Origin of the sequence: Streptomyces sp. NPDC017529, assembly GCF_044329785.1 — a bacterium.
Taxonomy (GTDB): domain Bacteria; phylum Actinomycetota; class Actinomycetes; order Streptomycetales; family Streptomycetaceae; genus Streptomyces.
In genome coordinates, this window is the sequence record NZ_JBIRJY010000009.1 from 28,081 (window position 1) to 54,836 (window position 26,756).

The following is a 26,756-nucleotide window of genomic DNA, read 5'->3' on the forward strand; positions in this document are numbered from 1 at the left end:
CAAGGGTGATGGGGCGGAAAAGTGCAGGTGAGCCGCTGCGTGCCGGGCGAGGTTTTTTACAGGAACATTCCCTAAGAAGGCCGCTTCACAACCGACGGCAACCGTTCAGGAAGCGGCGGGAATGAGCGTCTGGGCGCGCACGGCCGCGGCGAGCGCCCGTTCGTCGTCACCGTCCGCCACCCAGGCCGCCACGTCCAGCGCCGTGTCGGTCAACTTGATCACGTGCTCGTCGCCGTGCGCGGCGGAACGCTCGAAGACCTCCTCGGGAACGAGGCCGCCGACCCCCTCCAGCGGCGGCTGCGCCTCGCCGGCCGCGTAGACGGACGTGATCGCGGCGCTCGCCGCCCACACCGCTCCCAGCGACGCCGCCCACAGCTCGCGCGGGAGCGCGGGCAGGGTGCGCAGGACGGCGTTCGGGGCGGTGGCGGTGTGCACCATCAGCACGCCGTGCCCGTGCCCGTGATCCAGGTAGCGGTGCACCGTGGCCCGGACGAGCGCGGTGAGCTGGGCGCGTACGGCCTCCGGGTCGTCGTGCGGTACACGCAGCGAGTCCACGGTCGCGAGCCAGCCGGGCGTGCCGGGCAGCTGGGCGAGCCCGTCGAGCGGCAGAACCTGCTGGTCGGCGATGCGCGGCAGGACCGCCAGGGCTTCGGCGGGGGAGGCGGCGCCGGCCGGGTTCACCGACACGGGGAGGGTGGTGTGGCGGGCGGCCCAGTAGCCGAGCGCGTGCGCCAACTCCGCTATGCGCGGCGCCTCCTCGCCGTCGTCCAGGAGGGTGCGTACGGCGTGGCCCACCCGGATGACCGGATGCGTCGCGGCCCCGGCGACGCCCGGCAGCAGCCGCGGCCACCACTCGGCGAGCACGTCACGCCAGGGGCGTTCGGCGACCTGCCGGGCGAAGTACGCGGACCAGTCGGTCACCCGGCGCGGATCGCCCAGCGCCTCGCGCCAGTTGGCGCCGGTGATTGCTCCCTGAGGGCTCGGGACGTCTTCGAGATGCTTCTCGTAGTGGTCGATCCAGCGGTGCACGGAACCCGCCTGCCCGTGCCTGACCAGGGCTTCCACCGCCATCGGTCCGTGGTTGGCGAGGAATCCGCCGAATTCGGGGCCCCAGGCGTGCAGACGCCCCAGGGCTTCGTCGAGAGTGCCGTCCGTCGTGTCCATGGGCCGACGCTAGGCCGGACGGCGGGCGGGCGTAACGGACGCAGGTCCTACGTCCCCGTACGGCGTTGGCCGTAAGGCCGCAGGCCGGGGGCGTTGTCAGTGGTGGGTGGGATGGTGAAGCAGTCGGACCGCGGTCCTTACCCGACAGGAGGTGTCGGGTATCGGGGGGAGGGTGGACGCATGACGAACGACGAGACCTTGGGGTGGGCCGGCTTCGTGGCGGCGCAGCCGGAGTTGGCGGAGCGGGTGCGGGCGCGCTTCGCGGCGTACCGGCACCACGTGCTCGGCACGCTCCGCGCCGACGGCTCACCCCGCCTGACCGGCATAGAGGCGGACTTCCGCTTCGGCGACCTGTGGCTGGGCATGATGGCCAACTCCCGCAAGGCGCGCGACGTGCGGGGCGACCCGCGGTTCGCACTGCACGCCAACCCGGGGCCGGACACGGGCATGGGCGGCGGTGACGTACGGGTCGCGGGCCGGGCCGTCGAAGTGACCGACCCGGCGGTCAAGGCGCGTTACGTGGAGGCGGCGCAGCCGCCGGAGCCGTTCCACCTGTTCCGGGCGGAGCTGACGGAGGTGGTCCGCGTGTACGTCGACGATCCGCACATCGTGCTGGAGACCTGGCGGCCCGGCGGCCCCCTGCGCACCATCCGGCGCGGCAACGGCGCCGAGCCGCCAGAGACAACCACCGAGCCCGAGACAGCCGACGCGCCCGGGTGAGCGACGCTTTCGGCCCGGCGCGTCCTGGCCCGGCCCGGCCCGTCAGGGCCTCAGCGAGTCGTACGGGGATGTCTCAGTGCGTCGTACGAGGGCGGTGCGCTCGGTGTGCACCGCGCGGGCGGTGCTGCCCGTGGGGCTCGCGGGTGCGGTGGGTCCGGAAGACGTACAGGGAGACGGCGAACATCACCGCGCCCAGGACCAGCCCCATCCGCACCGACTCCAGGATGGACGGCCCGGACGCGTGGGCGATGCTGTAGAGGTAGCCCATCGCGGTGCCGAACAGCGCTCCGTACGCCAGCGCCCGCACCTCGGTGATCAGGGACGACTGGACGCGGACCAGCGCCAGGCCGAGCGCTCCGCTGACAACGGCCGCGATCAGGCCCAGCAGCCAGGCGTGGCCCAGCGAAGAGCCGCTGGTGCGGTCGACGAAGACGGTCCACAGGCCGAAGAGGACCGCCGCGGCGACGGGTAGGGCCGTGGCGGCGGGGGATCTGCGGTGCGGCCCGGTGGCCGCGTCGTGCTGGTGGACGGTCGCGCCGTGTCGGTGGACGGATGTCTCCATGACGGGCTCCTCTCACTCGCCCCCACTCCAGGCCACACCCGGACCCCGCGACCGTCAACCGGAGCGGTGCCTCCGCCGGTGCCCGCGCCTTCGGGCAACCAGAAGGCGGCGGGCGCCGTCTTCAGGATGGGAGAGCGACCACGAGCGGCGCTCCTCGGGGCGGGGCTCCGTGCCGGATGTGACAGGTGTCTCACGGGCGTAGTGGCCGCAGAGGCCGGTGGGGGCCCTGGGGTCGGCCTCGGCAGCCGTCCTGACCTGCACTTCCCCGCACTCCGGCGGTATCCGATCTCCCGGCTGGGGACGCAGGGTACTGCATGATCACAAAAATAGGACCACGGCATGGGAATTCTGTCCGGATTCCAGCCGTTGTTTCCTTCGGAAGGGGTACACGGGCCAGACACCCGGTGTCCCACCGCCACCGTCCCGCGACCGACTCATCGCAAAGGGAGCACACGCATGGCAACCCGTGCCGTCGCCCGTCGTCAGGCCACCAGCAGCGGTGCTGACGGGGCCAGCAGCGTTCGCGCCGTAGGCGGGGAGATCGCCGACCGCGACCTGGTCGGCATGTACCTCGACGAGATCGCGCGAACACCCCTGCTCGACGCCGCCAGGGAGGTCGAGCTCTCCCAGACCATCGAAGCGGGCGTCTACGCCCGGCAGATCCTCGACGGGGTCGTCGAGGACGGCAACGCCGCCGGCGGCACCCGCGAAGAGCTGGAAGCGCTGTCCGAAGAGGCCGAGAAGGCCAAGGACGTCTTCATCCGCTCCAACCTCCGCCTGGTCGTAGCGGTCGCCCGCCGCTACCCGCGCGCGGGCCTGCCCCTGCTGGACCTGATCCAGGAGGGCAACGCCGGCCTGGTGCGCGCGGTCGAAAAGTTCGACTACGCGAAAGGCTTCAAGTTCTCCACCTACGCGACCTGGTGGATCCGCCAGGCGATCACCCGCTCCATCGCGGACCAGTCGCGCACCATCCGGCTCCCCGTCCACCTCGTGGAGGAGCTGGGCCGCATCCGCCGCGTACAGCGCGAGTTCAACCGGGAGAACGGCCGTGACCCGGAGCCGGCGGAGGTCGCGCAGGAGCTGGGTTCCACGCCCGAGCGCGTCACCGACGTGCTGGACTGGGCCCGCGACCCGGTCAGCCTGAACATGTCGGTCGACGACGAGGGCGACACCCAGTTCGGCGACCTGCTGGAGGACACCTCGGCCGCGTCGCCCGAGCAGTCCGTCCTGACGCTGCTGCGCAGCGAGGAGCTGGAGGACCTGATCGACCGGCTCGACCACCGTACGGCCTCGATCATCAAGGCCCGGTACGGCATCGAGGACGGCCGCGAGCGGACGCTCACCGAGGTCGGCAAGCAGCATGGCCTCACCCGCGAGCGCATCCGGCAGATAGAGAAGCACGCGCTGCTGGAGCTGAAGCGGATGGCGCACGACACGGGCTTCGACGCGGCGGCGTAAAGGCGGCGCCGTAAGTGTTCCGTCGTGTCGTCGGTGGCCTGACGTGACGGAAGCGGACTGATCCGGGCGCCGGCCCGGCAGGTCTGCCTCGGCCTGACCCCTTCCCCACAGACGAGCCCCGGTGCCGTTCCCCCCCTCGGCACCGGGGCTCTTTGCTGCCCACTCATGCCCGTTTAAGTCTGCCGCGCGCCCGTATGTGTTTACTTCGCGCCAATCTGGCCGTACCTTGGCCGTGAAACCACACGGTCGGGCACGAGACAGGCACACACCACCATGTACGCAGCGGAGCGGCAGCAGGAGATCCTGCGGCTGGCACGGGAGAGCGGGCGGGTCGACGTCCTCTCCCTCGCCGAGGAGTTCCAGGTCACCGCCGAGACCGTACGGCGGGACCTGAAGGCCCTGGACCGGGCCGGCCTGGTCCGCAGGGTGCACGGCGGCGCCATCCCGGCGGGCCGCCTGGACTTCGAACCCGACCTCGCCGAGCGCGACACCGTCGCCGCCGACGAGAAGCAGCGGATCGCGCGGGCCGCGCTCGCCGAGCTGCCCGGCGGCCCGGCGCCCGGCAGCGTGATCCTCGACGCGGGCACGACGGCCGCCCGCATCGCCGCGGAACTGCCGCTGGAAGCCGAGCTGACCGTCGTCACCCACGCCCTCCCCGTCGCCGCGCGGCTGGCCGACCACCCCGGCCTCACCCTGCACCTCGTAGGCGGCCGCATCCGGCACCGCACCCGGGCCGCGGTGGACGACTGGGCGCTGCGCGCCTACCGCGAGATCAACGCGGACGTGGTGTTCCTGGCGACCAACGGCTTTTCCCTGGAGGGCGGCCTGACCACCCCCGACCTCGCCGAGGCGGCCGTCAAGCGGGCGGCCATCGCCGCCGCGCGGCGCGTCGTGCTCGTCGCGGACAGCAGCAAGTTCGGGCAGGCGCACTTCGCCCGCTTCGGCGGACTGGACGACGTGGACCTGCTCGTCACCGACACCGGGCTCAGCCCCGACGACGCCCTCGCCATCGAGCGCGCGGGCACGGAAGTAGTGCGCGCATGATCCTCACCGTCACCCCCAACCCCAGCCTCGACCGCACCTACGAGATCCCGGCGCTGGAGCGCGGCGCCGTACTGCGCGCCACCGCCGACCGGATCGACCCGGGCGGCAAGGGCGTCAACGTCTCGCGGGCCGTCGCGGCGGCCGGGCACCGCACCCTCGCCGTACTGCCGCTGGGCGGCCCGGCGGGCGCCGCCCTGGGCGGGCTGCTCGGCGCTGAGGGCATCGAGGTCGCGGGCGTACCGGTCGCCGGGCAGACCCGCTCGAACATCTCCGCCGTCGAACCCGACGGCACCCTCACGAAGATCAACGCGGCAGGCCCGGAACTGACGGCGGACGAGTCCGAAGCCCTGCTGGAGACGGTACGGACCCGGTCGGCCGGAGCGGACTGGATCGCCTGCTGCGGCAGCCTGCCGCGCGGACTCCCGCCCACCTGGTACGCGGAACTCGTCGCCAGGGTGCACCGGGCCGGGGCGCGCATCGCCCTGGACACCTCGGGGCCGTCGCTGACCGCGGCCCTGCGCGCACGGCCGGACGTCGTCAAACCGAACGCGCAGGAGCTGGCGCAGGCCGTGGGCCGCCCGCTGCGCACCGTCGGCGACGCGGCCGAGGCGGCGCGCGAACTGCGGGCGCTGGGCGCCGGCGCGGTGCTCGCCTCGCTCGGCGCCGACGGGCAGCTCCTCGTCGACGCGACCGGCGCGCACTTCGCGTCCGCGCCGGTCGCGGCCGTACGCAGCAACGTGGGGGCGGGCGACGCGTCGCTGGCCGGGTTCCTGGCGGCGGGCGGCGTGGGCGTACGGGCGCTGGCCTCGGCCGTGGCGTACGGGGCCGCGGCGGTGCAGTTGCCGGGCAGCGCCATGCCGACGCCGGCCGACCTCGATCCTTCGGCGGTGGTGGTGGCCGGGGCGGTGCCGGTGGAGACGGCGCTGCGGGAGCCGGCGCCGTGACCGGGCGAGGGCGGCTCCGGCCGCCCCGCGTACCCGGGATTTCTGTGGCTGGGCTGGGACTTGATGCGAGCGAAGGAGCCCGCGATGAGTGAGCTGATCACCGCGGAACTGGTCGACCTCGACCTTTCCGCCGGTACCAAGGAGGCGGCCGCGCGGTCGCTGGCCGAGCGGATGGCCGCGGCCGGCCGGGTCACCGACCTGGACGGCTTCCTCGCGGACGTGGCCGCGCGCGAGGCCCAGATGCCGACCGGCCTGGACGGCGGCATCGGCATACCGCACTGCCGCAGCGAGCACGTCACGGCACCGACGCTCGCCTTCGGGCGCAGCGCCGCCGGCATCGACTTCGGCGCCGCGGACGGACCGGCCGACCTGATCTTCCTGATCGCGGCACCGGCGGGCGGCGACGCCGACCATCTGACGATCCTGTCGTCGCTGGCCAGGCACCTGATGGACGAGGAGTTCACGGGCGCACTGCGCGCGGCGGACGACCCGCGGGCGGCGGCCGCGCTCATCCGGGGCGAGGCGCCCGAGGCACCCGAGCCGTCTGAGGCGTCCGGGGCTCCCGAGCCGTCCGAGGCACCCCACGTACCCGACGTCCCCGAGGCGCCCGAGCCGAACGAAGCCGCGCCCCCCTTCCGCATCGTCGCCGTCACCTCCTGCCCCACCGGCATCGCGCACACCTACATGGCCGCCGAAGCGCTGGCCAAGGCAGGCCGGGACGCGGGCGTGGAACTCGTCGTGGAGACGCAGGGCTCCGCCGGGTTCAAGCGGCTGGACCCGGAGGTCGTCTCCGCGGCGGACGGCGTGATCTTCGCGCACGACGTGGAGGTGCGGGACAAGGCGCGGTTCGCCGGGAAGCCGACGGTGGACGTCGGGGTCAAGGCAGGCGTCAACCGGCCCGCCGAACTGATCGCGGAAGTACGGGAGAAGGCCGCGCGCGGCGACACGTCCGCACCCGCCGCCGGTCCCGCGCCCATGGACCGGGACGGCGCCGCGGGCGACGGCTTCGGCACACGGCTGCGCAAGTGGTTGATGACCGGAGTCAGCTACATGGTGCCGTTCGTCGCCGCGGGCGGCCTGCTGATCGCGCTGGCCTTCGCTGTCGGCGGGTACGGGATCAACAAGGCACCGTCCGTCGCCGAGCACTTCGTGTGGAGCGAGTCCGCGAGCTGGGCGGCCCTGCTCTTCCAGGTCGGCAGCGTCGCCTTCGGCTTCCTCGTCCCCGTACTGGCGGGCTTCATCGCGTACGGCATGGCCGACCGGCCGGGCCTGGTACCCGGCTTCGTCGGCGGCGCGATCGCGCTGACCGTCAACGCGGGCTTCCTCGGCGGCCTGATCGCCGGTCTGATCGCGGGCGCGGTGGTGATGGCGGTCCAGCGGGTCGAGGTGCCGCCCGCGCTGCGCGGGATCATGCCGGTCGTCGTCATCCCGCTGGTCTCGTCGGCGCTCGTCGGCTTCCTGATGTTCCTGGTGGTGGGCAAGCCCATCGCGCAGCTCCAGAAGGCGCTGACCGACTGGCTGAGCGGCCTGTCCGGCGCCAACGCGGTCATCCTGGGCGTCATCCTCGGACTGATGATGACGTTCGACCTCGGCGGTCCGCTCAACAAGGTGGCCTACGCCTTCGCCGTGGGCGGCCTCGCCAACCCCAACGAGGGCAGCCTGAAGGTGATGGCCGCGGTGATGGCGGCGGGCATGGTGCCGCCGCTGGCGATGGCGCTGGCCACGACCGTGCGCGGGCGGCTGTTCAGCAAGACGGAACGGGAGAACGGCAAGGCGGCCTGGGTGCTGGGCGCCTCGTTCATCACCGAGGGCGCGATCCCGTTCGCGGCGGCCGACCCGCTGCGCGTCATCCCGTCCGCGATGGCGGGCGGCGCGGTGACCGGCGCCCTGTCGATGGCCTTCGGCTGCACCCTCCGGGCCCCGCACGGCGGCGTCTTCGTGGTCCCGCTGATCGGGCAGCCGCTGCTCTACCTGGTGGCCGTGCTGGCCGGTACGGCGGTCACCACGGCCCTGGTCGTCCTCCTGAAGGGCCTCCGCAAGACACCCGCCCCCGCGGCCACCGCCCCGGAACCGGCAGTGGCGGAAGGCACGCCGGTGGCGGTCTGACCGGAAGGGCACGGAACGACGGTGGCCGGTCCCGAAGGGGACCGGCCACCGTCGTGTCGTATGCGGCGTACGGGATCAGGCCGCGCTGCCCGCCTGCCACTCGCTCCACGACATGTTCCAGCCGTTGAGGCCGTTGTCCGGCTTCACGGTCTTGTCGGGGGAGTTCTTGACGACCACGACGTCACCGATGAGCGAGTTCTCGAAGAACCACTTGCCCGGGGTGTCGCCACCGCCGCCCCTGTTGTCCTGGAGGCCGACGCAGCCGTGGCTGGTGCCGGACTTGCCGAAGATCGACGGGCTGCCCCAGTAGTTGCCGTGGATGAAGGTGCCGGAGCGGGACAGCCGCATCGCGTGCGGGACGTCCTTGATGTCGTACTCACCGCCGAAGCCGACCGTCGAGCCGTCCATGCGGGTCTGCACGAACTTCTCCGAGATGACCATCTGGCCGTTGTACGTCGGGTTCTTCGCGCTGCCGCCGGAGATCGGGATCGACTTGACGGTCTTGCCGTCCCTGACCACCGTCATCGTCTGGGTGTTCATGTCGACGGTGGAGACCTGGGAACGGCCGATGTCGAAGGTGACCGTCTTGGACTGCACGCCGGTGATGCCGTTGCCGCCCTTGACCCCGTCCAGGTCGATCTTGAGGGTGACCTTGGAGCCGGCCTTCCAGTACTGCTCGGGGCGGAAGTCCAGGCGCTGGGCGCCGAACCAGTGCCCGACGACCTTCTGGCCGCTGCTGGAGGTCACCGTGATGTGGGACTGGACGTCCTTCTTGTTGGTGATCGCCTTGTCGAAGTTGAAGGACACCGGCATGCCCACGCCGACGGTCTTGCCGCCGTCGGGGGTATAGGAGCCGATGAAGCTGTTCTTCGAGGAGACGGTCTGGAAGGTGGCGTTCTCGGTGGCCGCCCGGCCCTTGTCGTCCTTGGCGTTGGCGACCAGCTTGTACTTGGTGCCCCGCTCCAGCTGGACCGACGGCTTCCAGGAGGAGCCGTCGGCGGCTATCGAGCCCTTGACCTTGGCGCCGTTGTCCACCTGGACCAGCTGTACGTCGGTCAGCTTGCCGCCGCTGACCGTGACGCCGGTCTCGTTGATGCTGGCGTTGGTGGCACCGTCCTTCGAGGTGACCGAGATCTTCGCGGTGGAGGCGTCCTTGGCGGCCGCCGCGTCCGCCCCGGCCTGGCCTCCCTTGCCGTCCTGGCCGCCGGCCGAGGCGTCGCCACCGCAGGCGGACAGGGCCAGCGCGCCGGCGGCCAGGAGGGAGGCCGCCGCGAGTCCACGGCGCAGCCGGCGCTTGGTGCGGGACGGTGCGGGCGGCGCGGTGTTGTCCGGCATTGTCACGGGCTGCTCCATGCAAGGGTGTTGTCAGTCAGTGCTGGTAAACAGCAACTACGGGCGGGTTTGGTTGCACTCCCCGAATCGTTGTGACGAACGTCACGCCAGGGGTGGCAGGGGCGCCTCGGGCGGGCCGGACAGCCAGGCGCGCAGGGGTTCGCCGTGTTCGTCCAGGGCGGGCGGGGCGCACGGGGCGGCGACCGGAGTCGCGGACAGCCGCAGCGGGCTGCGCACCTGCGGCACCCGGCCGGCGCCGACCGGCACGACCGGGTCCAGGCCGAGCCGTCCGGCCAGTTCCAGCGCCTCGCCGACGGTGTTGACCGGCCCGCACGGCACGGCGGCGGTCAGCCGCTCGGTCCAGGTGTGCGGGGTCTCCGCCGCCAGCAGCCCTTCCAGCTCCTTGACCAGTTCCGCGCGGTGCCGTACCCGGTCCTGGTTGCGCGCGAAGCGCTCGTCGTCGGCGAGCGCGGGCGCGCCCAGCGCGTGCGCCAGCGCCCGGAACTGCCGGTCGTTGCCGACCGCGACGGCCAGCGGCTGCCCGTCCCGGCAGGCCAGCGTCTCGTACGGGGCGATGCTCGGGTGCCGGTTGCCCATCGGGCCCGGGGCGCGGCCGGTGGCCAGGTGCCCGTACGCCTGGTTGACCAGCGAACCGAGCAGTGAGGAGAGCAGGTTGACCTCGACGTGCTGCCCCCGCCCCGTACGGTCCCGGTGGCGCAGCGCGGCCAGGACGGCGGTGGTGGCGTCCTTGGCGGTCAGGACGTCGACGAGGGCGACGCCCGCCTTCAGGGGCGGGCCGCCCGGTTCGCCGGTGACGCTCATCAGGCCGCCGACGGCCTGCACGACGAAGTCGTAGCCCGGCAGGCGCGCGCCACCGCCGGAGCTGAAGCCGGTGATCGAGCAGTGCACCAGGCCGGGGTGGGCGGCGAGGGTCGCCGCCGGGTCCAGGCCGTAGCGGGCGAGCGCGCCGGGCCGGAAGTTCTCGATCAGCACGTCGGCCCGGCGCGCCAACTCCCTGGCCGCCGCCGCGTCGTCCGGGTCGGCGAGGTCCAGGGCGAGGCCGCGCTTGGAGCGGTTGGCGGCGTCGAAGTAGGCGGCCGTGCCGTCCGGGGCGAAGGGCGGGCCCCAGGAGCGGGTGTCGTCGCCGGCGCCGGGCCGCTCCACCTTGACGACGTCGGCGCCGAGGTCGGCCAGTGTGGCGGCGGCCAGCGGCCCGGCCAGGACCCGGCTGAAGTCGGCGACGAGAACGCCCTCCAGGGCCTTCGGAGTGGCGGGCGGCTCCTGGCCGGCTGCGGTGGCGGGCGGCTGCGGCACGTGCGTACTCCTCGGGTCGGAGGGCGGTGTGCCGCCATGCTCGTGGACGATCTTCGGGTGGGGGAAGTAGGAGATACGTCACTTGTGGGACTTAAGTCTCATCAGTCCCCTGTCAAAGGTCCTTGACATGGTGTCTACTACTGGGATCCACGGGCCCGGAACCGTACCGCGGCGCACTCGACCTGGAGGACCGCATGCTCCCCTCCGTCTCGCTTCTCCAGCAGATCGGCCTGGCCATCCTGCTGGCCGTCACCGTCGTGTGGGCCGCGAGCCTGGCCAGGATCGCGCGCCGCACCCGCTTCGAGATCCCGTCGGGGCCCGGCTCCCGGCCGACGCTGGGCGCGGTGCCGCGGCAGACCGGGCCGGCCGGACCGCCGTCCGAGCGGGTGGAGCTGAGCGCCGCCGAACGCGAGGCGTTCGCCGGACTCGTACGGCAGTGGGACGGCCGCGAGCGGCACTGAGGGGCGTCGGGCCGGGGCCGCGCGAGACCCCGAGCGGCGCGCCCGGCCTCAGCGCACCGGGCCGAGCTTCAGCAGCGCCAGCGAGGCCAGCATCTGCACCGCCACGGCCACCCCCGCCTTGAGCGTGGAGAGGTGGTGCTGACCGCGGATCAGCAGGATGGCCAGCAGATAGCCGAAGCCCCAGGTCGTCCAGGCGACGGCCTGGACGAGGGTCGAGCCGTGCGGCAGCCACGTCGCCAGCACCAGCCGCGGCAGGTCGGTGACCCAGAACAGCACGACGAACAGGCTGACCGTCGGCTCGAACCGGCCGTTCCCGCCGATCGTGCGGGCGATGGCGTGGGTGACCACGCCCAGCGCCAGGCTGGCGAGCAGCACCCCCGCCTCCGCGATGGCCGCCAGCTCCAGCGCCTGCCGCTGGTCCATCGCCCACTGCTTGCGGAAGGGGTCCACCGACACGATGCCGAGGGCGCCGCTGATCAGGCACAGCAGTACGGCAGCGCTCCAGGCGCTGCGGTCGCGTGCCTCGTCCATCACCTCCACCGGCCGGTACCAGAGGCCCAACAGCAGGCGGTGCCACCACAGCCGGCGCGGCTTCGGCGGCACCGGCTTCTTGCGGGGCGGCGGCTGGACGAGCGTGGGGGGAGGCGGCGGCGCGGACATACGGCCGTTCTACCACCGGAGTCAGGAGGGCGGATCCGACGGGTAGAGGTCACGGTACGAGGGGAAGCAGCCGCCGGGGGTGTCCACCGACTCGGCCGCCAGCACCGCCTTGACCATGGCGCGGGCCAGTGCGTCGGCCCCCGCGGCCAGGATCTCGTTGAGTGCCCCGGCCTGCGCGTGTACCCCGAACGCGGGGTCGGCGGCGGCCTCTTCCGCCACCGGCGGGCGGGCGCCGGTGGCGAGGGCGAAGACCGTGTCGCCGTCGGTCAGCAGGTGGGCCGGGCGTACGGCGCGGGCCAGGCCGTCGTGCGCGGCGCCCGCCAGCTTCTGCGCCTGGGCGCGGGTCAGGTCGGCGTCGGTCGCGACGACGGCGAGCGTGGTGTTCAGGGGCGGGCGCACCGAGGTGGCCGAACGGTGCTCGGAAGCGGTACGGGCCTCGGCGAGGCGGCGCAGCGCGTCGGCGTGCGCGCCGGGGGAGGGGAGCCCGGCGCCCTGCCCTCCGGCCAGTTCCTCGCAGACCTCCCCGTACCTGCCGTACAGCACACCGGTACGCGGATCGACCACCGATCCCGCGGCGTTGACGACCGCCAGCGCGGCCACCGTGACACCCGAGGGCAGGACCAGGCTCGCGGTGCCGACACCGCCCTTGACGCCGCCGGCCACCGCGCCCGTACCGGCGCCGGTGTTGCCCTGCCCGACCGGAGCGTCCAGTTCCGTGCCGGCGGCGTCCTCGACGGCCGCGCGGCCCAGGGCGGCGTCCGGGCGGGCGCGCCAGTCGCCGCCCCGGCCCAGGTCGAAGAGGGCCGCGGCCGGCACGACCGGGACGACCTGCGACGGGTCGGGGCCGACGCGGTAGCCGCGGCCCTGTTCCTCCAGCCAGGCCACCACGCCTGACGCGGCGTCCAGGCCGAAGGCGCTGCCACCGGTGAGGACCACCGCCTCGACGCGCTGGACCAGGTTGCGCGGGTCCAGGGCGTCCGTCTCGCGGGTGCCGGGGCCGCCGCCGCGCACGTCCACGGCCGCGACGGCGCCGCCCTCGGGAGCCAGTACGACGGTGGTGCCGGTCAGCCGCCCGCCGCCGACGCGCTGCGCGTGCCCGACCCGCAGCCCGGTGACGTCGGTCAACGCGTCACGCGGACCACTGCGTTGCGGCGCGGGAACGCCGTCGGGCAGGTCGCGGGCGTGCGGAGCGGGAGGGTCGGGCGGTTGCTGGGCGTCGGCCATGGCACATGCGTACCACGGGTGAGGCGAGAGCGGTACGGGCCGCGGCGGGCCGGTGTCAGTGGCCGGCCGGGCCCATCACGATGACCGGGTGCTGCGCCGGGTCCAGCGTCCGCAGCAGTTCCTGCATCACCTCGGGCTTGAGGCTGATGCAGCCCTGGGTGGGGCCGTCGTGGTCCACGTGCAGCCAGACGCCGCCGCCCTTCTCCGCTCCCTGCGGGCGCCGCTGGTCCAGCGGCGAGGACCCCTTGACGCGGTTGTAGTCGATGGCGATGACGTAGTTGAAGGCGCCGCCCAGCGGCTCGCCCTCGACGCCGGTGCCGTGCGCGACGAAGCTGTCGTTCCGGTCGTACGGCAGCTTGGTGCCCGGCGGCGGGGCCAGCTTGCCGCCCGCGTCGCTGAGCGTGAACACGCCCTGCGGCGACCGCAGGTCGCCGTACCGGTGGTCCTTGGTCCAGCCCCGGGACGCGTTGTGCGCGGGCCACTGGGTGCCGGGCCGCCAGTCGTCGGACTTCTCGGCACGGGTGTAGAGGACGACGGACGAGTCGTGCGCGTCCACGCCCTGCCCCGTGACGACCAGGACCTGCCGGGACTCGGCGGGAATCTGCTTGCGGACGGCGTCGCTCAGGCCCGGGATCGCCCTCGGGGCCGGTGCCGCGGCAGCGCCGGCGGCGGCGTGCCGTGGGGCCTGCGAGGCCGAGGGTGCCGGGCGGGCCTGCTCGGAGCGGTGGCCGTCGTGGTCGTCGCCCGAGGCCGGCCAGGCCCACAGTGCCGTGCCCACCAGCGTGGTCAGGGCGAGGCCGCTCACGGCCTTGCCGCGACGGGTCATCCTTATTCGCGTACCGCGTTGCTGGGCGTGGCGGGCAGCCATGTTCGTGGCGTCTCCTCGCCCGTCGGCTCCGGGCCGGTGGGCTGTCGTAGGTATAAAACGGGCAATCTGCACCCTACACCGTCCATGGAAACGTCCGGCCCCGCCCCCGCGCCCTTCATGCGCGACAGGGGACCAATGGCCGAAAGAAACGGGTCCTTTGGCCGGAAGGTGGGCGCGGGGGAGGGAAGGGGCCTGGGGCGACGCGCAGCTCCCGTCCCCCGCCTCTCGTCCCCTGTTTGCCCGCGGCCGGGTGGCGGGAGTCAGCCGTCCAGCGCCTGCCCCTGACGCGCGGTCAGCGTCGCACCCACCGCGACGGTCGCCGAAGCCACCAGCCCGGTCAGCAGCACCGCGGCGTTCCCGGCGAACGTGCAGGACAGGACCAGTACGGCGGACACCGGCAGCACCAACTGCTGAGCGGGCCCGCGCTTCTGATGCCGGGAGTGGATCAGCCAAACGGTGAACATGAACAGCGCACCCGGCACGGTGACACACGCGGACGCGGCGAAGAGCGAGACGTGTGCCTCGCCCACCGCCTGCTCCACCGCCACCTCGATGCCCGCGCCGATCGCCGCCGCCGAGCCGAAGACCAGGTAGTGCCCGTAACCCCACAGGAACGCCTGCCGGTTCGAGGTCAGGTGCAGGTGGATGGGGACCGCGAAGTAGATCCAGTAGGCGGCGAAGATCAGCAGCAGTCCGCCCGCCGCGATGGGCAGCAGACCGGCCAGCTCATCCTGCTCGTCCACCGCCGACTGCACCGCGACCGTCGCAGCGGCGACCGTCTCGCCCAGCATGATGATGACGAACAGGCCGTACCGCTCCGCGATGTGGTGCGGGTGCCAGGACGTCTGGTGGTCGCGCTCCGCCAGGGCGGGTACGGCCATCTCCGCGACCGCCAACGCGAGGAACACCCACGGCCGCGCGCCCTCCGGGGACAGCAGTACCGCCAGCCAGCCGATCTGGCACAGGCTCACCCCGGCCGCGTACCGCAGCGCGGTGGTCCGCTCGGGGCCGCTGCTGCCGTGCGCGGCCCGCAGCCACTGCGCCACCAGCGCGAGCCGCATCACCAGATAGCCGAACCAGACCACCGCGAAGTCGCCGTCGAAGGCGCGTGGCACCCCCGCCGCCAGGATCAACACGCCCGCCATCTGTACGAGCGTCACCACCCGGTACAGCGCGTCGTCCGTGTCGTACGCGGACGAGAACCACGTGAAGTTGAGCCACGCCCACCAGATGGCGAAGAAGAGCATCAGGTAGCCCGGGATGCCGTGGCCCGGGTGGGCCTCGGCGAGCGCGTGGACGAGCTGCCGGCCGGCCTGCGCGACGGCCACGACGAAGCACAGGTCGAAGAAGAGCTCCAGCGGGGTGGCGGCGCGGTGCGCCTCCGCGCGTCCGCGTGGGGCCATACGGGCCATCACGAGCGGGGCCCGGGGCGGGCGGTGGGCGTGTGACGGGTGCCCCGCGTCCGCGGCGTCCGCCTCACCCGGCTCGTCCAGCACACATAGCGCACACAGCGCACACAGCTCATCCGCCGCTCCTTGCTCCCGTACCGCGTCGAGGCCCGGACCTCAGTACAGTCCGCGCGGCCGGTCACCGCCACGGGACGCGCGGGCACCCCCGCCGGTCGGAGGACGGGCAGCGCCCGGCCGCGCCGCCCCGGACGCCGGGCGGTGCCGTCGCGGGCGCAGGCCGGCGCCACCGCCCGGCCCTGGAACTCCTCGGCCGCGACGCACGTTCTCGGTAAGGAACCCACGTGGGAAAGGAGGTGCGTGCCGTCTTGCCCGTCGACCGTCGCGCCCCGCGGCCCGGACCGGCCCCGACCTGGCGGGACGCACCCTCGCCCGGGCGCCCGTCAGATGATCGAATGCCACGTATGAGCGATAGCGCGCGTGACACCGTACTGGCCCCGCTCGACGCCCGCATGGCGGACCTCGAAACCCTCTACGAAGACCTCCACCGCCACCCCGAACTCGGCTTCCAGGAGTCCCGAACGGCCGCCGAAGCGGCCCGCCGCCTGGCCGCGAACGGCTACGACGTCACCACCGGCATCGGCCGTACGGGCGTGGTGGGCGTGCTGCGCAACGGGCCGGGCCCGGTGGTCCTGCTGCGGGCCGACATGGACGCCCTGCCCGTCACCGAGCGCAGCGGCCTGCCGTACGCCTCCGCCGTCCCCGGCGTCATGCACGCCTGCGGCCACGACGTGCACGTCACCTGCCTGGCGGGCGCCGCCGACCTGCTCGCGGCGGGCCGGGAGCACTGGTCCGGCACGCTCGTGGTGCTCTTCCAGCCGGCCGAGGAGGTCGGTGACGGCGCGCGGGCGATGATCGACGACGGGCTGTTCGGCACGGGCGGTGGCGAGGGCCGGGTGCCGGTGCCCGACGTGATGCTCGCCCAGCACGTCGCCCCGTTCGGCGCCGGGCTGATCGCGTACTGCCCCGGCGCCTGTATGGCGGCCTCGGACAGCCTGAAGATCACCTTTCACGGCACCGGCGGCCACGGCTCCCGCCCCGAGACCGCCATCGACCCGATCCTGATGGCCGCCGCCTTCGTCCAGCGCCTGCAGTCCGTCGTCGCCCGCGAGATCGCCCCCAAGGACCGGGCGGTCGTCACCGTCGGCTCGTTCCAGGCGGGGGACGCCCCCAACGTCATCCCCGACCAGGCCGTGGTGCAGCTCAGCGTCCGCACCTTCGACGAGAACATCCGCGCCCAGGTCCTCTCGGCCGTCGACCGCATCGCCAAGGCCGAGGCCACCGCCTCCAACGCCCCGCGCGCGCCCGAGACCGAGGTGCTGAACACCTTCCCCGTCACCCGCAACGACGACCGCACACTGGACGCGGTCAACGCGGCCTTCACCAACCTCTTCGGCGCCCAGCGCGTCTTCGGCTACGAACCGGCCGCGGGCAGCGAGGACGCCGGCCTGATCGCCACGGCGGCGGGCGCGCCCCTCTACTACTGGTGGCTGGGCGGCTGGGAACCCGAAGAATTCCGCGCCGCCATGGCGTCGGGACGCCTCGCCCAGGACATCCCCTCCAACCACTCACCCCACTTCGCCCCGGTCAAGCAGCCCACCCTGACCATGGGCGTCCAGGCCCTCACCGTCGCGGCGCTGAGCCACCTGGGGGAAGGGAAGTGAACCGGGAGGGAAAGCGCAGATAGGCGACGACACCCTGAAGGACGAGGGCGGCCGCGACGGCCGGGGCGACGCTCCAGGGCAGTACCCCCGCCGCGGCGAGAGCGGCACACAGGGGGACGGTGAGCAGGGTCGGCAGTACGGAGACGGCGGCGTAGCGGATGCGGTCGCGGCGGGTCATGGGCGGGCTCCTCGGTTCCGGTCAGCGCCTTGGTTCTGGTCAGGGGTGTCGATTCCGGTCGCGGCTGCGGTACGCGCCCGGTCGAGGTGGTCGGCGAGACCCCGCCAGGCGTCGGCCTCGGCGTCCGTACCGGCCGCGTGGCCGGAGCCGCCGGCTTCCAGTGCGCCCGACACCGCCTCCGGGTCCGTACGCCATGCTTCCCGTACCCCGGCGGACACCCCCGCGTCCCCGCCGCTGAACAGCACGCCCAGCTCGTCCATCCGCGCCGCCAGCCGCCGCACCCGCCGGTCCGTGGCCGGCACGCCCGCCTCGCGCAGCCGCGCCGCCCTGCGGTACAGCTCGGGCCACTCGACCCGCAGCAGGTAGTGCGCCGCCGGGCCCAGCGCGGCGCCCCGGGTCGCCAGCACCTGGAACTGGTCCGCGTCCAAGTGGCGGCGCAGGGCCTGTTCCGCCGACGGGCCGGTGCCGCCGATCGCCTCCAGTGCCGCCAGCAGGTCGGACGCCCCCGGTTCCGCACCCGCCGACAGCGACGCCTCCAGCCGCCGCAGCCGTTCGCGCAGCGTCTCCAGCGCGGACAGGGACTCCTCGACGCCCGCGAGGTGGTCCCGCACCAGGCGCAGCGGGTCGATTCCCGAGTCCAGGCAGACCGCAATGGTCTCCAGCCCCAGGCCGAGGCCGCGCAGGGCCAGCACCTGGTAGAGGCGCGCCGCGTCGTCCTCGGTGTACTCGCGGTGGCCGCCGGCGGTACGGCGGGACGGGCTGAGCAGCCCGATGGCGTCCCAGTGGTGCAGGGTCCTGACGGTCAGTCCGCTCGCCTCGGCGAGCCGCCCGACCTTCCAGGTGGTGGAAGCGGTCATGTCCCTACGATGCAACCTGACGTCGCGTCGGGTTCAAGTCCGCCGACGTCCGGCTTCCGTTTCGTGGGCGGTGCCGCGTGTGCCGTGCCTTGACCTTGCCCTTGGGGAAAGACGCAGCCTCGGTGGCGGCGGGGGACATCTCCGTGCGAGGAGGGCCCGTACGAGGAGGGGGAGCGGGTGGGCAAGGACACGGAGCCGGGACCGGGGACGGAGACGGAGACGGACGGCGAGGCCGGGACGGCGGCCGGGGGAGCCGGAGGAACCGGGGGACTGAACGCCGGCCGAGGGAGCACGAGGACGACAGCCGCTGGAGATCCGCTACGCGGTGCTCTCCGACACCGGGCTGGTACGGGACGTCCCGGGCACGGTCGCGGACCCCGCCCGCGCGGTGCGGGAACTGGTCGCGCCGGCCCACGGGGCGGGGGCGCCGGACAACGTCGGCTGCGTGGTGGCCGACGTGGTGACGGGCGAGGCGGCGGACGTACCGGCCACCGCGTAGGGCCACCGGTATCGTCCTACGGACACCGCCGTACCGCTGTCCCGCCGTACCGCCGAGGAGTCCCCTTGCCCGAGCCGATCGCGAACGAGCAGGTCACCGACGGGCGCCGGGCCGAGGGCGAGCGCAGGCGGCGCGCCCTGATCGAGGCCACGCTGAGGGTCGTCGAGCGGGACGGTGCGGCGGGGGTCACCCACCGCACCGTCGCGCGCGAGGCGGAACTGCCCACGACGGCCACCACGAACTACTTCGAGAGCGCCGACGCGCTGCTCACCGCGGCGCTGACCAGCGCGTTGGAGATGGACGCCGAGCGGGTACGGCAGCTGACCGAGGCGCCCGTGGACGGGCCGGGCGAGGCGGGTGCCCGCGGGGACAAGCGGCGGATGCTGGCCCGTCTGATGGCCGGGTCTCTGGAGGACCGCGGGCTGCTGCTCGCCGAGTTCGAGCTGTTCCTGCTCGCCGCCCGCCGCCCGGAACTGCGCTCCCAGACCCGCCTCTGGTACGAGTCGCTGGCCGGCTTCGCCCGCCCCTACACGCAGGACCCGATGCGCATCACACTCTTCACCCGCGCCTACGACGGGCTGCTGCTGCAAGCCTTGCTGGCCGACGAGCCGCCCACGGCCGAGGAGTTCGAGACGATGCTGTGGGAACTGCTGCCGGACGAGGGGTAGGCGGGACCGGTGACGGCACGGCTTCGGAGGCGGCACGGGCTTCCGGGGCGGCCGGCGAGAACGCTCGGGCCGGTGGCGGCGGGCCGCACCCGGTGCTGCCCGTGCCGGTCCACCAGCCGTGAGGGCCGGGGCCGAGGACAGCGTCCGCTCTCCCCGGCCGCGCCCAGGCCGGCGCCTAAGCCAGCCCCTTGAGCATCCCCTTGAAGTAGAGCTGCGGCAGCCCGTACCGCTTTAGGAACCACATGTCCGTACGCTCCTTCGTCGTGTCGATGAAGGGAATGGACGGCGCCGGCTCCAGGTCGTAGTCGAACTCGGCGAGCAGCATCTTGTGGCGGGCGGTGACCAGCGGGCAGGACGTGTAGCCGTCGTAGCGGGCCGTGGCGGGACGGCCGCGCAGCCCGGCGCGCAGGTTCGAGACGACGACCGGCGCCTGCTTGCGGATCGCCGCACCCGTCTTGGACGTCGGCAGGTTGGCCACGTCACCGATCGAGAACACCTCGGGGAAGTCCGGGTGTTGCAGCGTCGCGCGGTCGGCCTTGGCGTAACCGAAGGGGGACGCCGGGTCGGCGAGCGGACTGTCGGCCACCCACCGGGGCGCGCGCTGCGGCGGCACCGCGTGCAGCAGGTCGTAGTGGACCGTCTCCTTCTTCCCGGTCGCGTGATCGACGATCTCCGCCTGCCGTGCCGCGCCGTCCACCTGCGTCATCTCCGACTGGAGCCGCACCTCGATGCCGTACCGCCGCGCCGTCTCCTCCAGCGCCTTCGAGAAGACCGGCACCTTGAACATCGCGGGCTCGGGCAGCACCAGGATCGTCCGGATACGGCCCAGCACCCCGCGCTTGCGCCAGTAGTCGGCGGCCAGGTAGGCGATCTTCTGCGGGGCGCCGCCGCACTTCACCGGCCCGGACGGCATCGTGAACAGCGCCGTACCGCTCTTCATCCGCCGGATGAAGTCCCAGGTGAGCGGGGCCAGATCGGGTCGGTAGTTGCTGGAGACGCCGTCGTGGCCGAGGGCCTGCGCCAGGCCCGGTATGCCGTCCCAGTCCAGGCTGAGGCCGGGGGCGAGCACCAGCCGGTCGTACGAGATCGTCCGCCCCGAAGCGGTGCCGACCGTACGCGCGGCCGGGTCCACCGCCGCGGCGGACTCGCGCAGCCAGCGCACGCCGGGCGGCATGACCTCCGCCTCCGTGCGCAACGCGGCGCGCAGCGGTGCCTGGCCGCCGCCGACCAGCGTCCACAGCGGCTGGTACCAGTGCGTCTCGGACGGTTCGAGCACCGCGATGTCGCGGAGCCCGGCGCGCCGCAGCCGGGCGGCGACGGTGATGCCCGCGGTGCCGCCGCCGATGACGACGACCCGGTGGTGGGCCGAGGTACCGGACGACGGGGTGCCGGACGAAGAGGCGCCGGACGACGGTGCGATGGGCATGGGGTCCTCCTGGAGGTCGGGGATCGGGAGGGTTACAAGCGGGGGATGCTCGTCACCGCCATCGAGACGGCGAGCACGGTGACCAGCGACGCGAACGCCGTGGACAGCGCCTGCGGCCGCACCCGGGCGGCGACGCGGTTGCCGAGCCAGCTGCCGAGGGCGGCGCAGGCGGCGAAGGAGGCCAGCAATGGCCAGTCCAGACCGCCCGCACCGGCCCGGGTGACAAAGGCCGTACCGGAGTTGACGAGGATGACGAGGAGGGAGGTGCCGATGGCGACGGGCATCTCCAGGCCGAGGACGAGGGTCAGCGCCGGCACGACGACGAAGCCGCCGCCGACGCCGAAGAAGCCGGTCAGCAGGCCGACCGCGGTGGCGGTGGCGCCGATGCGGAGGGCGGAGGTGAGGCGGGCGGAGGTGAGGCGGGCCGTGTTGGTGGGGCGGAGGGGGGCTTTCGGGGCGGGGTCCGCGGTGGTGCCGGGGCCGGGGCGGGGGCTGGTTTCGTGTCCGGGGCCGCGGCTGGACCCGGTTTGGTGTCCAGGTACGGGGCCGTGCCCGGTTCCGCTGCCGGTTTCCGAGCCAGGGCCCGCCGACCGCTTCTTCTGCCGTTCGCGCCACGCCCGTACGAGCATCGCCACCGCCACCGCCAGCATCAGCCCGGCGAACGCCGTCATCAGGGCGTCCGGGTCGAGCGACGCGCTCCAGCGGGAGCCCAGGAACGTGCCGGCGGTGCCCAGCGCGCCGAAGGCCGCGCCCGCCGCCCAGCGGACCCGGCCCGCGCGGGCGTGGCAGGCCAGGCCGGAGGCCGCGCCGATACCGACGACGACCAGCGCGCCCGCCGTGGCCTCGTGCGGGGACTGGTGCAGGAGGTAGACGAGGGCGGGTACGGCCAGGATCGACCCGCCGCCGCCGAGCGCGCCCAGCAGCAGCCCGATGACCAGTCCGCACGGCAGCGCCGTGAAGGCTATGAGCTGCATGACCGCTGACGAACTGTCGGCACCGGCATCATGGTTCCTCCCCGTGTCCGGCCTGCGGTCACGACGGACACGCGGCCCGGGGCGCGAGTTCGACCGCCTGGCTGTCGCTGGACCACTCCGCGACGAAGGCGAAGCGGTCGCCGCGTACGACCGTCTCGCGCCACTCCACCGGCCGCTCCCCGGACCGCCCCAGCCGCTCGATGCCGAACGCGGGCTCCCGGTCGGCCAGCCCCAGCAGCCATGCCTGGCGGATGTCGGGCAGGAACGGATAGATGCGCTCCCGGCCGCCGGTGACCTTCACCCCGCAGCGCTGCTGTAGCTCGCCGTACAGCGACGTGTGCCGGAAGCCTGCGTCGAGCAGCGGCTCGGCCACCTCGGCGGGCATGTACGTGGTGTCGTGCGCGAGTGGTTCGCCGTCCGCCAGGCGCAGCCGCTCCAGCACGATCAGCGGCGCGTCCGGTACGAGCCCGAGCCGTTCGGCGACCGAGCCGTCCGCCGTCCGCTCCAGCCGGAGCACCTCACTGCGCTGCTCCACGCCCTGGCTCTCCAATTCGCGGAAGAGGCTGTAGAGCGAGCCGAGCGGCTGCTGTATGCGCCGGGTGTTCAGACGGCTGGCGCGGCCGCGCTCGGCGATCACCAGACCGTCGGCGCGCAGCTTGCGCAGCGCCTCGCGCACGGTGTGCCGGCTGACCTCGTACTCCCCGGTGAGGCGGTGCTCGGCCGGGAACTCGTCGGTGAACTCGCCCGCTTCCATGCGGCGCCGCAGGTCTTCGGAGAGCTGGGCCCACAGGGGCAGCGGCGAGCGCCGGTCCAGGGGACGCGGGCCCGAGGGGTGTGCGGTCATGAAGTCGCCTCCGCGCGGGTACGGGCTACAGGTACGGGCCGGGCCGTACGGGCGCGCCGTCCCGGGGTTCTTTCTCGTCGTCCACTGCCGAACTTGTCGTCGGCAGCCCCGGATGCCTAATGTACGTACATCCGTGCATCCGCACAACACACCCCCCGCGGGGCCCGCGGAACCGGGCCCGCAGGACCACGGAGGTCGACCGTGCACTTCGCGCAGTACTACCTCGACTGCCTCTCCCAGGCGTCGTATCTGATCGGTGACGAGACCACCGGACGTGCCGTCCTCGTCGACCCACGCCGCGACATCGACGACTACCTGCGCGACGCGGAAGCGGCCGGGCTGCGCATCGAGCTGATCATCGAGACGCACTTCCACGCCGACTTCCTCTCCGGCCACCTGGAACTCGCCCGCGCCACCGGAGCCACCATCGCCTTCGGCGAGACCGCCCGGACCGGCTATCCGATACGTCGGCTGCGGGACGGCGAGCGCATCTACCTGGGTGCGCCTGCCGAGACCGGCGGGCCCGCCGACGGCGCCGCGGCCGGTCCCTCCGGTGCGGCTGGGGTGGCTGAGTCGACCGGGGTTGCCGGGGTCTCCGGAGCGGCCGGCGCCTCTGGTGTCACTCTCACCGTCCTGGCGACTCCCGGCCACACCCCGGAGTCCATCTGCCTCGTCGTCCACGAACACCCCGACGCCGACGAGCCGTACGGCGTGCTGACCGGCGACACCCTCTTCGTCGGCGACGTCGGCCGCCCGGACCTGCTGGCCGCGGCCGGGCTGACGCCGGAGGAGATGGCGGGCCGGCTCTACCGCTCCCTGCACGACAAGCTGCTCATCCTCCCCGACGCCACCCGGGTCTTCCCCGCGCACGGCGCGGGCTCGGCCTGCGGCCGCAACCTCTCCACCGAGACCACCTCCACCATCGGCGACCAGCGGCGTCTGAACTACGCGCTCCAGCCCATGACGGAAGCCGAGTTCGTCCGCCTGGTCACCGCCGGGCAGCCCGCCACCCCCGGCTATTTCGCCCACGACGCGGCCCTGAACCGCGACGGCCACCCCCTCCTGGACACCGCGCCGCCCGCGGCCCTCACCCTCGACGAGGCGCTGGCCGCCCACCGGGACGCCGGCGCGGTCCTGCTGGACAGCCGCTCCCTCGCCGCATACACCGAGGCGCACTTCACCGGCTCCCTCCACATCAGCCTGGACACCCGGTTCGCCGAGTACGCGGGCAGCGTGGTGGCCCCCGGCACGCCGATCGTCCTCGTCAGCGACCCCGGAACGGAGTCCGAGGCCCGCCTCCGCCTGGCCCGCATCGGCTACGACCACGTCCTCGGCCACGTCCAGGACCCGGCAGCCCAACTCGCCCGCCACCCGGAACTGGTCTCCCGCACCCGCCGGCTGTCGCCCGGCGAAACACCCTCCGCCGAAGCCCAGCTGGTCGACGTGCGCAACCCGGCCGAGTACGCGGCGGGCGCCCTCCCCGGCGCCGTCAACCTCCCTCTCGCGAGCCTCCCCAGCCACTGCGCCACCTTGGACCCGGATCGCCCGGTCGTCCTCTACTGCCGCAGCGGAAACCGCTCCGTCATCGCCGCCGCCCTGCTGGAGGCCCGCGGCTTCCGGGACGTACGGGATATCAGCGGAGGGTACGAGGCGGTGGCGCCCGCTGCCGGGTGAGGGCGGCGGCGGAGGCGTGAGGGGCCGGCGCGGAGCAGGAGGGCCAGGCAGGCCACCGAGCACCCGGCCGCGGCCCAGCGCAGCGCTCCGTCCGGGTCCGTACCCGCCGGGGCGAGACCGAGCCCGGCCGTCACGGTGATCGCGCACTTGGTCAGCCCGGACGCCTCGCCCGCGCGGTCCGGGCCGACCACCGCCTGTGTGGCGGTCAGCGCCAGGGCGCCCGCCACGCCGAGCGCTGCCGCGGCCACGGTGGCTGCCGCCAAGAGCGCGGATCGCGGCATATCGCCGCCCGGCGGACCACCGGCCCCGGCCAGCACCACCAGCGCGGCAGCCGCCAGCCCCAGGCAGGCGGCCATCACGGGTTCGGCGGCGCCTGGGCGTACCCGCCCGGCCACCGGCCCGGCCGCGGCCATCGCTGCCGCCGGCACGAGGAAGGCGGTCCCCGCGCCCAGTACGGACATCCCCTGCACCTCCTGAAGAGCGAGCGGTACGACGAACAACAGCACCACCGTCGCCGCGTTGGCCACCGCGCCGGCCGAAGTGAGGGCGACGTACGGCCCGTTGCGGAAGAGGGACGCACCGGCCAGCGGGTGCCGCGACCGGCGCTCGCCCCGCACGAACAGCACTCCGAGGGTCACCGCGCCCGCCGTCCACCCACCGGCCCGCCACCACGCCCCCATGCTCTCGACGGCCATCACCAGGCAGACCGGTACACCGGTGCCGGTGACCAGCGAAACCCATCGGTCCCAGCGGTCCCGGCGAACCCGGCGAACACCGCACCGGGCGCCGGGCACTCGTGCCGCCGCGTCCCGCGTCTCCGCCGCGTCCCGCGACTCCGCGGCCTGCCGGGCGCACAGCGCCGCCGCGGCACACAGCGGCACATTGACCCAAAACACGGCCCGCCAGGACACGGCCTGCGCCAACGCGCCGCCCACGAACGGCCCGCACGCCGTGGCCAGGCCGGCCAGCCCCAAGGCGTACCCGGTCGCGACACGAGCCCGCCCGGCCGGGTACGACCGGGTCAGCAGCGCCAGCCCCACGGGCATGACCAGCGCCCCGCCCACCCCTTGCAGCACCCGGGACGTCACGAGGAACGGTAACGAGGGCGCCAGCGCGCACGCCGCAGACGTGCCCCCGAACAGCACCAGCCCCCGAACGAGCATCCGCCGCCTGCCCAACAGATCCCCCAGTCGCCCGGCAGCAGGCATCAGCGCCCCGGCCGCCAGGAGATATCCGCTGATCACCCACGGCGCGGCGCCGGCCGGGGCATGCAGGTCACGGCGGATCACGGGCAGGGCCATGTTCAGCGCAAAGGCATCCAGCTGCACACAGAACCCACCGATCGCCACGGCCACCACGGCCCACAAACGCTCACGCGAAGCGGCGCTTCCGTAGTCGCCACGACTCCTCTGGAACATCCGGCACACCGGTCCACCTCTCGCGCCGCGCGGGTCGGCGCGGCGCAGCACGTACGGATGAGGAAGGTGAAGGGTGGGGGATTGGGTGTGCCGGAGACGGGGCAGAGAGTCCAGGGCGCTGCACGGGCACGCTGCCCGGGGGCACGAGAAGCGACGCCGTCCGGGGACGCCGCGAAGACGGCTGCACATGCGGGCCGTGCGCGCGGTCCGTACGGGCCTTCGCGCCGGGCCGGCTGGCGCCGTACGAACAACGTCGTACAGCGGACGTTCAGCGGTTGTTGATCCGTGATCTTCAAGCTGGTCCGCATGTTGCGTCGTGTGATCTCCGAGCATGCAGAAACGACCCGGGAACCGCAAGGGCCCCCGGCGTCCTCGTCCCCGATAGCCCTCACCTGGCACGGCGAGCCGGGACGTCACGAGGAGCTGACCCACACCATGCTCATGGGGCAGGCCAAGCGGGCCGCCGCGGCGCTGGCCCGGCTCGGGGTACGGTCCGGCGACCGGGTGGCGGTGCACCTGCCGCTGGTGCCGGAGTCGGTCATCGTCACGCTCGCCTGCGGTCGGCTCGACGCCGTCCGCACGACGCTGCCGGTCTTCCTGACCGCCCCGGAACTCGCCGAGCGCGCCCGCGAGTCGGGTGCCGAGGTGGTCGTCACGGCGGACGCCGCGTTCTGGGACGGCGCGGTACGGCCGGTCAAGCCGGTCCTGGACCGTGCCCTGCGGCGCGACTGCCCGCAGGTGCGGTCCGTGCTGGTGGTCAACCGCAGCAGCCGCCCGGTCTCCTGGACGGCGGGCCGCGACCACTGGTGGCACGAGGCCCTCGCCACCCGCTGACGCTCCGCCCGCGCGATGCCACATCCGGAGCCCCGCCGCCGCGCTCGCAGCACGAGGCCGCCCGTTGCCGGGCCCGTCGGCCCGCCGCTGGAGCGAGGCCGGCCGCCGCTGCTCCCGTTCCCGCCGGCCGTACCCTGGAGGGGTGAGTACGACCCCTGAATCACGGCCCGAGGCCGACACGGAGCGGCCGGAGCGGCCCAAGGCTTCCGCGGCCCTGATCTTCGACGACCCGCTGAACCAGCAGTCGTCGGACGACACCGACCGCGGCTGGGGCGAGCGCCCTTCCGGCAACGACAGCGCCGCCGACCTGGCGCGCTTCCTCGACGAAAAGCCGCCCCACCACCTCTGACCACCGAGGAGCCGGGGCGGCTTCGCCGCGGGACGAGGGCCCGGGCCC

At 73.7% G+C, this 26,756-nt stretch carries 26 protein-coding genes; 12 read left to right on the forward strand and 14 right to left on the reverse strand.

The features are described from left to right. Window positions 1-105: 105 nt before the first annotated feature. Complete coding sequence (locus ACH4K4_RS23120) at window positions 106-1,164, reverse strand: questin oxidase family protein (protein ID WP_398169669.1); 1,059 nt, start codon at window positions 1,162-1,164, stop codon at window positions 106-108. A gap of 180 nt (window positions 1,165-1,344) precedes the next feature. On the opposite strand from ACH4K4_RS23120, the gene ACH4K4_RS23125 reads away from it, so the two are divergent. Further along, window positions 1,345-1,884, forward strand: a complete 540-nt coding sequence (locus tag ACH4K4_RS23125; RefSeq protein WP_398169671.1) for a pyridoxamine 5'-phosphate oxidase family protein — start codon at window positions 1,345-1,347, stop codon at window positions 1,882-1,884. 73 nt (window positions 1,885-1,957) lie between these two features. Here the strand turns inward: ACH4K4_RS23125 and ACH4K4_RS23130 are convergent, their stop codons facing one another. Next, on the reverse strand, window positions 1,958-2,446 hold the full coding sequence (locus ACH4K4_RS23130) for a hypothetical protein (RefSeq protein ID WP_398169672.1): 489 nt from the start codon (window positions 2,444-2,446) through the stop codon (window positions 1,958-1,960). Window positions 2,447-2,902: 456 nt separating this feature from the next. Here ACH4K4_RS23130 and ACH4K4_RS23135 point away from each other — a divergent pair, with 456 nt between their 5' ends. The 4 genes from ACH4K4_RS23135 to ACH4K4_RS23150 all read left to right on the forward strand — a co-directional run bounded on the left by ACH4K4_RS23135 (window position 2,903) and on the right by ACH4K4_RS23150 (window position 7,998). Continuing rightward, a complete protein-coding gene (locus ACH4K4_RS23135; protein ID WP_398169673.1) occupies window positions 2,903-3,904 on the forward strand; it encodes an RNA polymerase sigma factor RpoD/SigA in 1,002 nt (333 codons plus the stop codon). A gap of 273 nt (window positions 3,905-4,177) precedes the next feature. Then, the gene (locus ACH4K4_RS23140; RefSeq protein ID WP_398169675.1) at window positions 4,178-4,948 is read left to right on the forward strand and encodes a DeoR/GlpR family DNA-binding transcription regulator; all 771 of its coding nucleotides are present in this window, start codon (window positions 4,178-4,180) and stop codon (window positions 4,946-4,948) included. Beyond that, window positions 4,945-5,892: a 1-phosphofructokinase gene (gene pfkB / locus ACH4K4_RS23145; RefSeq protein WP_398169677.1), complete on the forward strand. Its 948-nt coding sequence runs from the start codon at window positions 4,945-4,947 to the stop codon at window positions 5,890-5,892. Before ACH4K4_RS23140 ends, pfkB begins: the two co-directional genes overlap by 4 nt. A gap of 84 nt (window positions 5,893-5,976) precedes the next feature. Beyond that, window positions 5,977-7,998, forward strand: coding sequence for a fructose-specific PTS transporter subunit EIIC (locus tag ACH4K4_RS23150; RefSeq protein ID WP_398169679.1), 2,022 nt, complete (start codon window positions 5,977-5,979; stop codon window positions 7,996-7,998). Between the two features lie 75 nt (window positions 7,999-8,073). On the opposite strand, the gene ACH4K4_RS23155 is transcribed toward ACH4K4_RS23150, so the two are convergent. Together ACH4K4_RS23155 and ACH4K4_RS23160 are read right to left on the reverse strand one after the other, a co-directional pair. Beyond that, the gene (locus ACH4K4_RS23155; protein WP_398169999.1) at window positions 8,074-9,333 is read right to left on the reverse strand and encodes an Ig-like domain-containing protein; all 1,260 of its coding nucleotides are present in this window, start codon (window positions 9,331-9,333) and stop codon (window positions 8,074-8,076) included. 99 nt (window positions 9,334-9,432) lie between these two features. Continuing rightward, window positions 9,433-10,644 (reverse strand): CaiB/BaiF CoA transferase family protein, encoded by a 1,212-nt coding sequence (locus ACH4K4_RS23160; protein ID WP_398169680.1) that lies wholly within the window; start codon window positions 10,642-10,644, stop codon window positions 9,433-9,435. Between the two features lie 194 nt (window positions 10,645-10,838). On the opposite strand from ACH4K4_RS23160, the gene ACH4K4_RS23165 reads away from it, so the two are divergent. Continuing rightward, a complete protein-coding gene (locus ACH4K4_RS23165; protein ID WP_398169682.1) occupies window positions 10,839-11,105 on the forward strand; it encodes a hypothetical protein in 267 nt (88 codons plus the stop codon). A 48-nt stretch (window positions 11,106-11,153) separates the two neighbouring features. Here the strand turns inward: ACH4K4_RS23165 and ACH4K4_RS23170 are convergent, their stop codons facing one another. The 4 genes from ACH4K4_RS23170 to ACH4K4_RS23185 all read right to left on the reverse strand — a co-directional run bounded on the left by ACH4K4_RS23170 (window position 11,154) and on the right by ACH4K4_RS23185 (window position 15,269). After that, on the reverse strand, window positions 11,154-11,765 hold the full coding sequence (locus ACH4K4_RS23170) for a YIP1 family protein (RefSeq protein WP_398169684.1): 612 nt from the start codon (window positions 11,763-11,765) through the stop codon (window positions 11,154-11,156). A gap of 21 nt (window positions 11,766-11,786) precedes the next feature. After that, complete coding sequence (locus ACH4K4_RS23175) at window positions 11,787-12,989, reverse strand: P1 family peptidase (protein WP_398169685.1); 1,203 nt, start codon at window positions 12,987-12,989, stop codon at window positions 11,787-11,789. A 55-nt stretch (window positions 12,990-13,044) separates the two neighbouring features. Continuing rightward, window positions 13,045-13,815, reverse strand: a complete 771-nt coding sequence (locus tag ACH4K4_RS23180) for a L,D-transpeptidase family protein (RefSeq protein WP_398169686.1) — start codon at window positions 13,813-13,815, stop codon at window positions 13,045-13,047. 302 nt (window positions 13,816-14,117) lie between these two features. Then, complete coding sequence (locus tag ACH4K4_RS23185) at window positions 14,118-15,269, reverse strand: low temperature requirement protein A (protein WP_398170001.1); 1,152 nt, start codon at window positions 15,267-15,269, stop codon at window positions 14,118-14,120. A 458-nt stretch (window positions 15,270-15,727) separates the two neighbouring features. Between ACH4K4_RS23185 and ACH4K4_RS23190 the strand changes: the two genes are divergently transcribed. After that, on the forward strand, window positions 15,728-16,987 hold the full coding sequence (locus ACH4K4_RS23190) for an amidohydrolase (RefSeq protein WP_398169688.1): 1,260 nt from the start codon (window positions 15,728-15,730) through the stop codon (window positions 16,985-16,987). On the opposite strand, the gene ACH4K4_RS23195 is transcribed toward ACH4K4_RS23190, so the two are convergent. Together ACH4K4_RS23195 and ACH4K4_RS23200 are read right to left on the reverse strand one after the other, a co-directional pair. After that, window positions 16,947-17,165, reverse strand: a complete 219-nt coding sequence (locus tag ACH4K4_RS23195) for a hypothetical protein (RefSeq protein ID WP_398169690.1) — start codon at window positions 17,163-17,165, stop codon at window positions 16,947-16,949. The genes ACH4K4_RS23190 and ACH4K4_RS23195 overlap by 41 nt on opposite strands. Then, a complete protein-coding gene (locus ACH4K4_RS23200; RefSeq protein WP_398169692.1) occupies window positions 17,162-18,022 on the reverse strand; it encodes a MerR family transcriptional regulator in 861 nt (286 codons plus the stop codon). The genes ACH4K4_RS23195 and ACH4K4_RS23200 overlap by 4 nt, the downstream gene beginning before the upstream one ends. A 325-nt stretch (window positions 18,023-18,347) precedes the next feature. On the opposite strand from ACH4K4_RS23200, the gene ACH4K4_RS23205 reads away from it, so the two are divergent. Together ACH4K4_RS23205 and ACH4K4_RS23210 are read left to right on the forward strand one after the other, a co-directional pair. Continuing rightward, window positions 18,348-18,521, forward strand: coding sequence for a hypothetical protein (locus tag ACH4K4_RS23205; RefSeq protein ID WP_398169693.1), 174 nt, complete (start codon window positions 18,348-18,350; stop codon window positions 18,519-18,521). Between the two features lie 65 nt (window positions 18,522-18,586). Continuing rightward, window positions 18,587-19,189 carry a TetR/AcrR family transcriptional regulator gene (locus ACH4K4_RS23210; RefSeq protein ID WP_398169694.1) on the forward strand — a complete coding sequence of 201 codons (603 nt, stop codon included), beginning with the start codon at window positions 18,587-18,589 and terminating at the stop codon, window positions 19,187-19,189. 175 nt (window positions 19,190-19,364) lie between these two features. Here ACH4K4_RS23210 and ACH4K4_RS23215 read toward each other — a convergent pair whose 3' ends face one another. The 3 genes from ACH4K4_RS23215 to ACH4K4_RS23225 are packed head-to-tail and all read right to left on the reverse strand — an operon-like array spanning window position 19,365 to window position 22,433. Beyond that, window positions 19,365-20,615 (reverse strand): FAD-dependent oxidoreductase, encoded by a 1,251-nt coding sequence (locus ACH4K4_RS23215; RefSeq protein WP_398169695.1) that lies wholly within the window; start codon window positions 20,613-20,615, stop codon window positions 19,365-19,367. A gap of 32 nt (window positions 20,616-20,647) precedes the next feature. Continuing rightward, window positions 20,648-21,589, reverse strand: coding sequence for a sulfite exporter TauE/SafE family protein (locus ACH4K4_RS23220; protein ID WP_398169696.1), 942 nt, complete (start codon window positions 21,587-21,589; stop codon window positions 20,648-20,650). Between the two features lie 58 nt (window positions 21,590-21,647). Then, window positions 21,648-22,433 (reverse strand): GntR family transcriptional regulator, encoded by a 786-nt coding sequence (locus tag ACH4K4_RS23225; RefSeq protein WP_398169697.1) that lies wholly within the window; start codon window positions 22,431-22,433, stop codon window positions 21,648-21,650. Between the two features lie 201 nt (window positions 22,434-22,634). Between ACH4K4_RS23225 and ACH4K4_RS23230 the strand changes: the two genes are divergently transcribed. Beyond that, window positions 22,635-24,107, forward strand: a complete 1,473-nt coding sequence (locus tag ACH4K4_RS23230) for a rhodanese-like domain-containing protein (protein WP_398169699.1) — start codon at window positions 22,635-22,637, stop codon at window positions 24,105-24,107. Here ACH4K4_RS23230 and ACH4K4_RS23235 read toward each other — a convergent pair. After that, a complete protein-coding gene (locus ACH4K4_RS23235) occupies window positions 23,990-25,525 on the reverse strand; it encodes an MFS transporter (RefSeq protein ID WP_398169700.1) in 1,536 nt (511 codons plus the stop codon). The genes ACH4K4_RS23230 and ACH4K4_RS23235 overlap by 118 nt on opposite strands. Before the next feature lie 318 nt (window positions 25,526-25,843). On the opposite strand from ACH4K4_RS23235, the gene ACH4K4_RS23240 reads away from it, so the two are divergent. Both ACH4K4_RS23240 and ACH4K4_RS23245 read left to right on the forward strand, forming a co-directional pair. After that, window positions 25,844-26,359 carry an AMP-binding protein gene (locus tag ACH4K4_RS23240; protein ID WP_398169701.1) on the forward strand — a complete coding sequence of 172 codons (516 nt, stop codon included), beginning with the start codon at window positions 25,844-25,846 and terminating at the stop codon, window positions 26,357-26,359. 142 nt (window positions 26,360-26,501) lie between these two features. Next, complete coding sequence (locus tag ACH4K4_RS23245; RefSeq protein WP_398169702.1) at window positions 26,502-26,708, forward strand: hypothetical protein; 207 nt, start codon at window positions 26,502-26,504, stop codon at window positions 26,706-26,708. Window positions 26,709-26,756: the final 48 nt, after the last annotated feature.

Coding starts and splice junctions, on each gene's coding strand:
- ACH4K4_RS23120 (WP_398169669.1), bottom strand. CDS start 1,164: ATGGACACGACGGACGGCACTCTCGACGAAGCCCTGGGGCGTCTGCAC.
- ACH4K4_RS23125 (WP_398169671.1), top strand. CDS start 1,345: ATGACGAACGACGAGACCTTGGGGTGGGCCGGCTTCGTGGCGGCGCAG.
- ACH4K4_RS23130 (WP_398169672.1), bottom strand. CDS start 2,446: ATGGAGACATCCGTCCACCGACACGGCGCGACCGTCCACCAGCACGAC.
- ACH4K4_RS23135 (WP_398169673.1), top strand. CDS start 2,903: ATGGCAACCCGTGCCGTCGCCCGTCGTCAGGCCACCAGCAGCGGTGCT.
- ACH4K4_RS23140 (WP_398169675.1), top strand. CDS start 4,178: ATGTACGCAGCGGAGCGGCAGCAGGAGATCCTGCGGCTGGCACGGGAG.
- pfkB (WP_398169677.1), top strand. CDS start 4,945: ATGATCCTCACCGTCACCCCCAACCCCAGCCTCGACCGCACCTACGAG.
- ACH4K4_RS23150 (WP_398169679.1), top strand. CDS start 5,977: ATGAGTGAGCTGATCACCGCGGAACTGGTCGACCTCGACCTTTCCGCC.
- ACH4K4_RS23155 (WP_398169999.1), bottom strand. CDS start 9,333: ATGCCGGACAACACCGCGCCGCCCGCACCGTCCCGCACCAAGCGCCGG.
- ACH4K4_RS23165 (WP_398169682.1), top strand. CDS start 10,839: ATGCTCCCCTCCGTCTCGCTTCTCCAGCAGATCGGCCTGGCCATCCTG.
- ACH4K4_RS23170 (WP_398169684.1), bottom strand. CDS start 11,765: ATGTCCGCGCCGCCGCCTCCCCCCACGCTCGTCCAGCCGCCGCCCCGC.
- ACH4K4_RS23175 (WP_398169685.1), bottom strand. CDS start 12,989: ATGGCCGACGCCCAGCAACCGCCCGACCCTCCCGCTCCGCACGCCCGC.
- ACH4K4_RS23180 (WP_398169686.1), bottom strand. CDS start 13,815: ATGACCCGTCGCGGCAAGGCCGTGAGCGGCCTCGCCCTGACCACGCTG.
- ACH4K4_RS23185 (WP_398170001.1), bottom strand. CDS start 15,269: ATGGCCCGTATGGCCCCACGCGGACGCGCGGAGGCGCACCGCGCCGCC.
- ACH4K4_RS23190 (WP_398169688.1), top strand. CDS start 15,728: ATGAGCGATAGCGCGCGTGACACCGTACTGGCCCCGCTCGACGCCCGC.
- ACH4K4_RS23195 (WP_398169690.1), bottom strand. CDS start 17,165: ATGACCCGCCGCGACCGCATCCGCTACGCCGCCGTCTCCGTACTGCCG.
- ACH4K4_RS23200 (WP_398169692.1), bottom strand. CDS start 18,022: ATGACCGCTTCCACCACCTGGAAGGTCGGGCGGCTCGCCGAGGCGAGC.
- ACH4K4_RS23215 (WP_398169695.1), bottom strand. CDS start 20,615: ATGCCCATCGCACCGTCGTCCGGCGCCTCTTCGTCCGGCACCCCGTCG.
- ACH4K4_RS23220 (WP_398169696.1), bottom strand. CDS start 21,589: ATGCAGCTCATAGCCTTCACGGCGCTGCCGTGCGGACTGGTCATCGGG.
- ACH4K4_RS23225 (WP_398169697.1), bottom strand. CDS start 22,433: ATGACCGCACACCCCTCGGGCCCGCGTCCCCTGGACCGGCGCTCGCCG.
- ACH4K4_RS23235 (WP_398169700.1), bottom strand. CDS start 25,525: ATGTTCCAGAGGAGTCGTGGCGACTACGGAAGCGCCGCTTCGCGTGAG.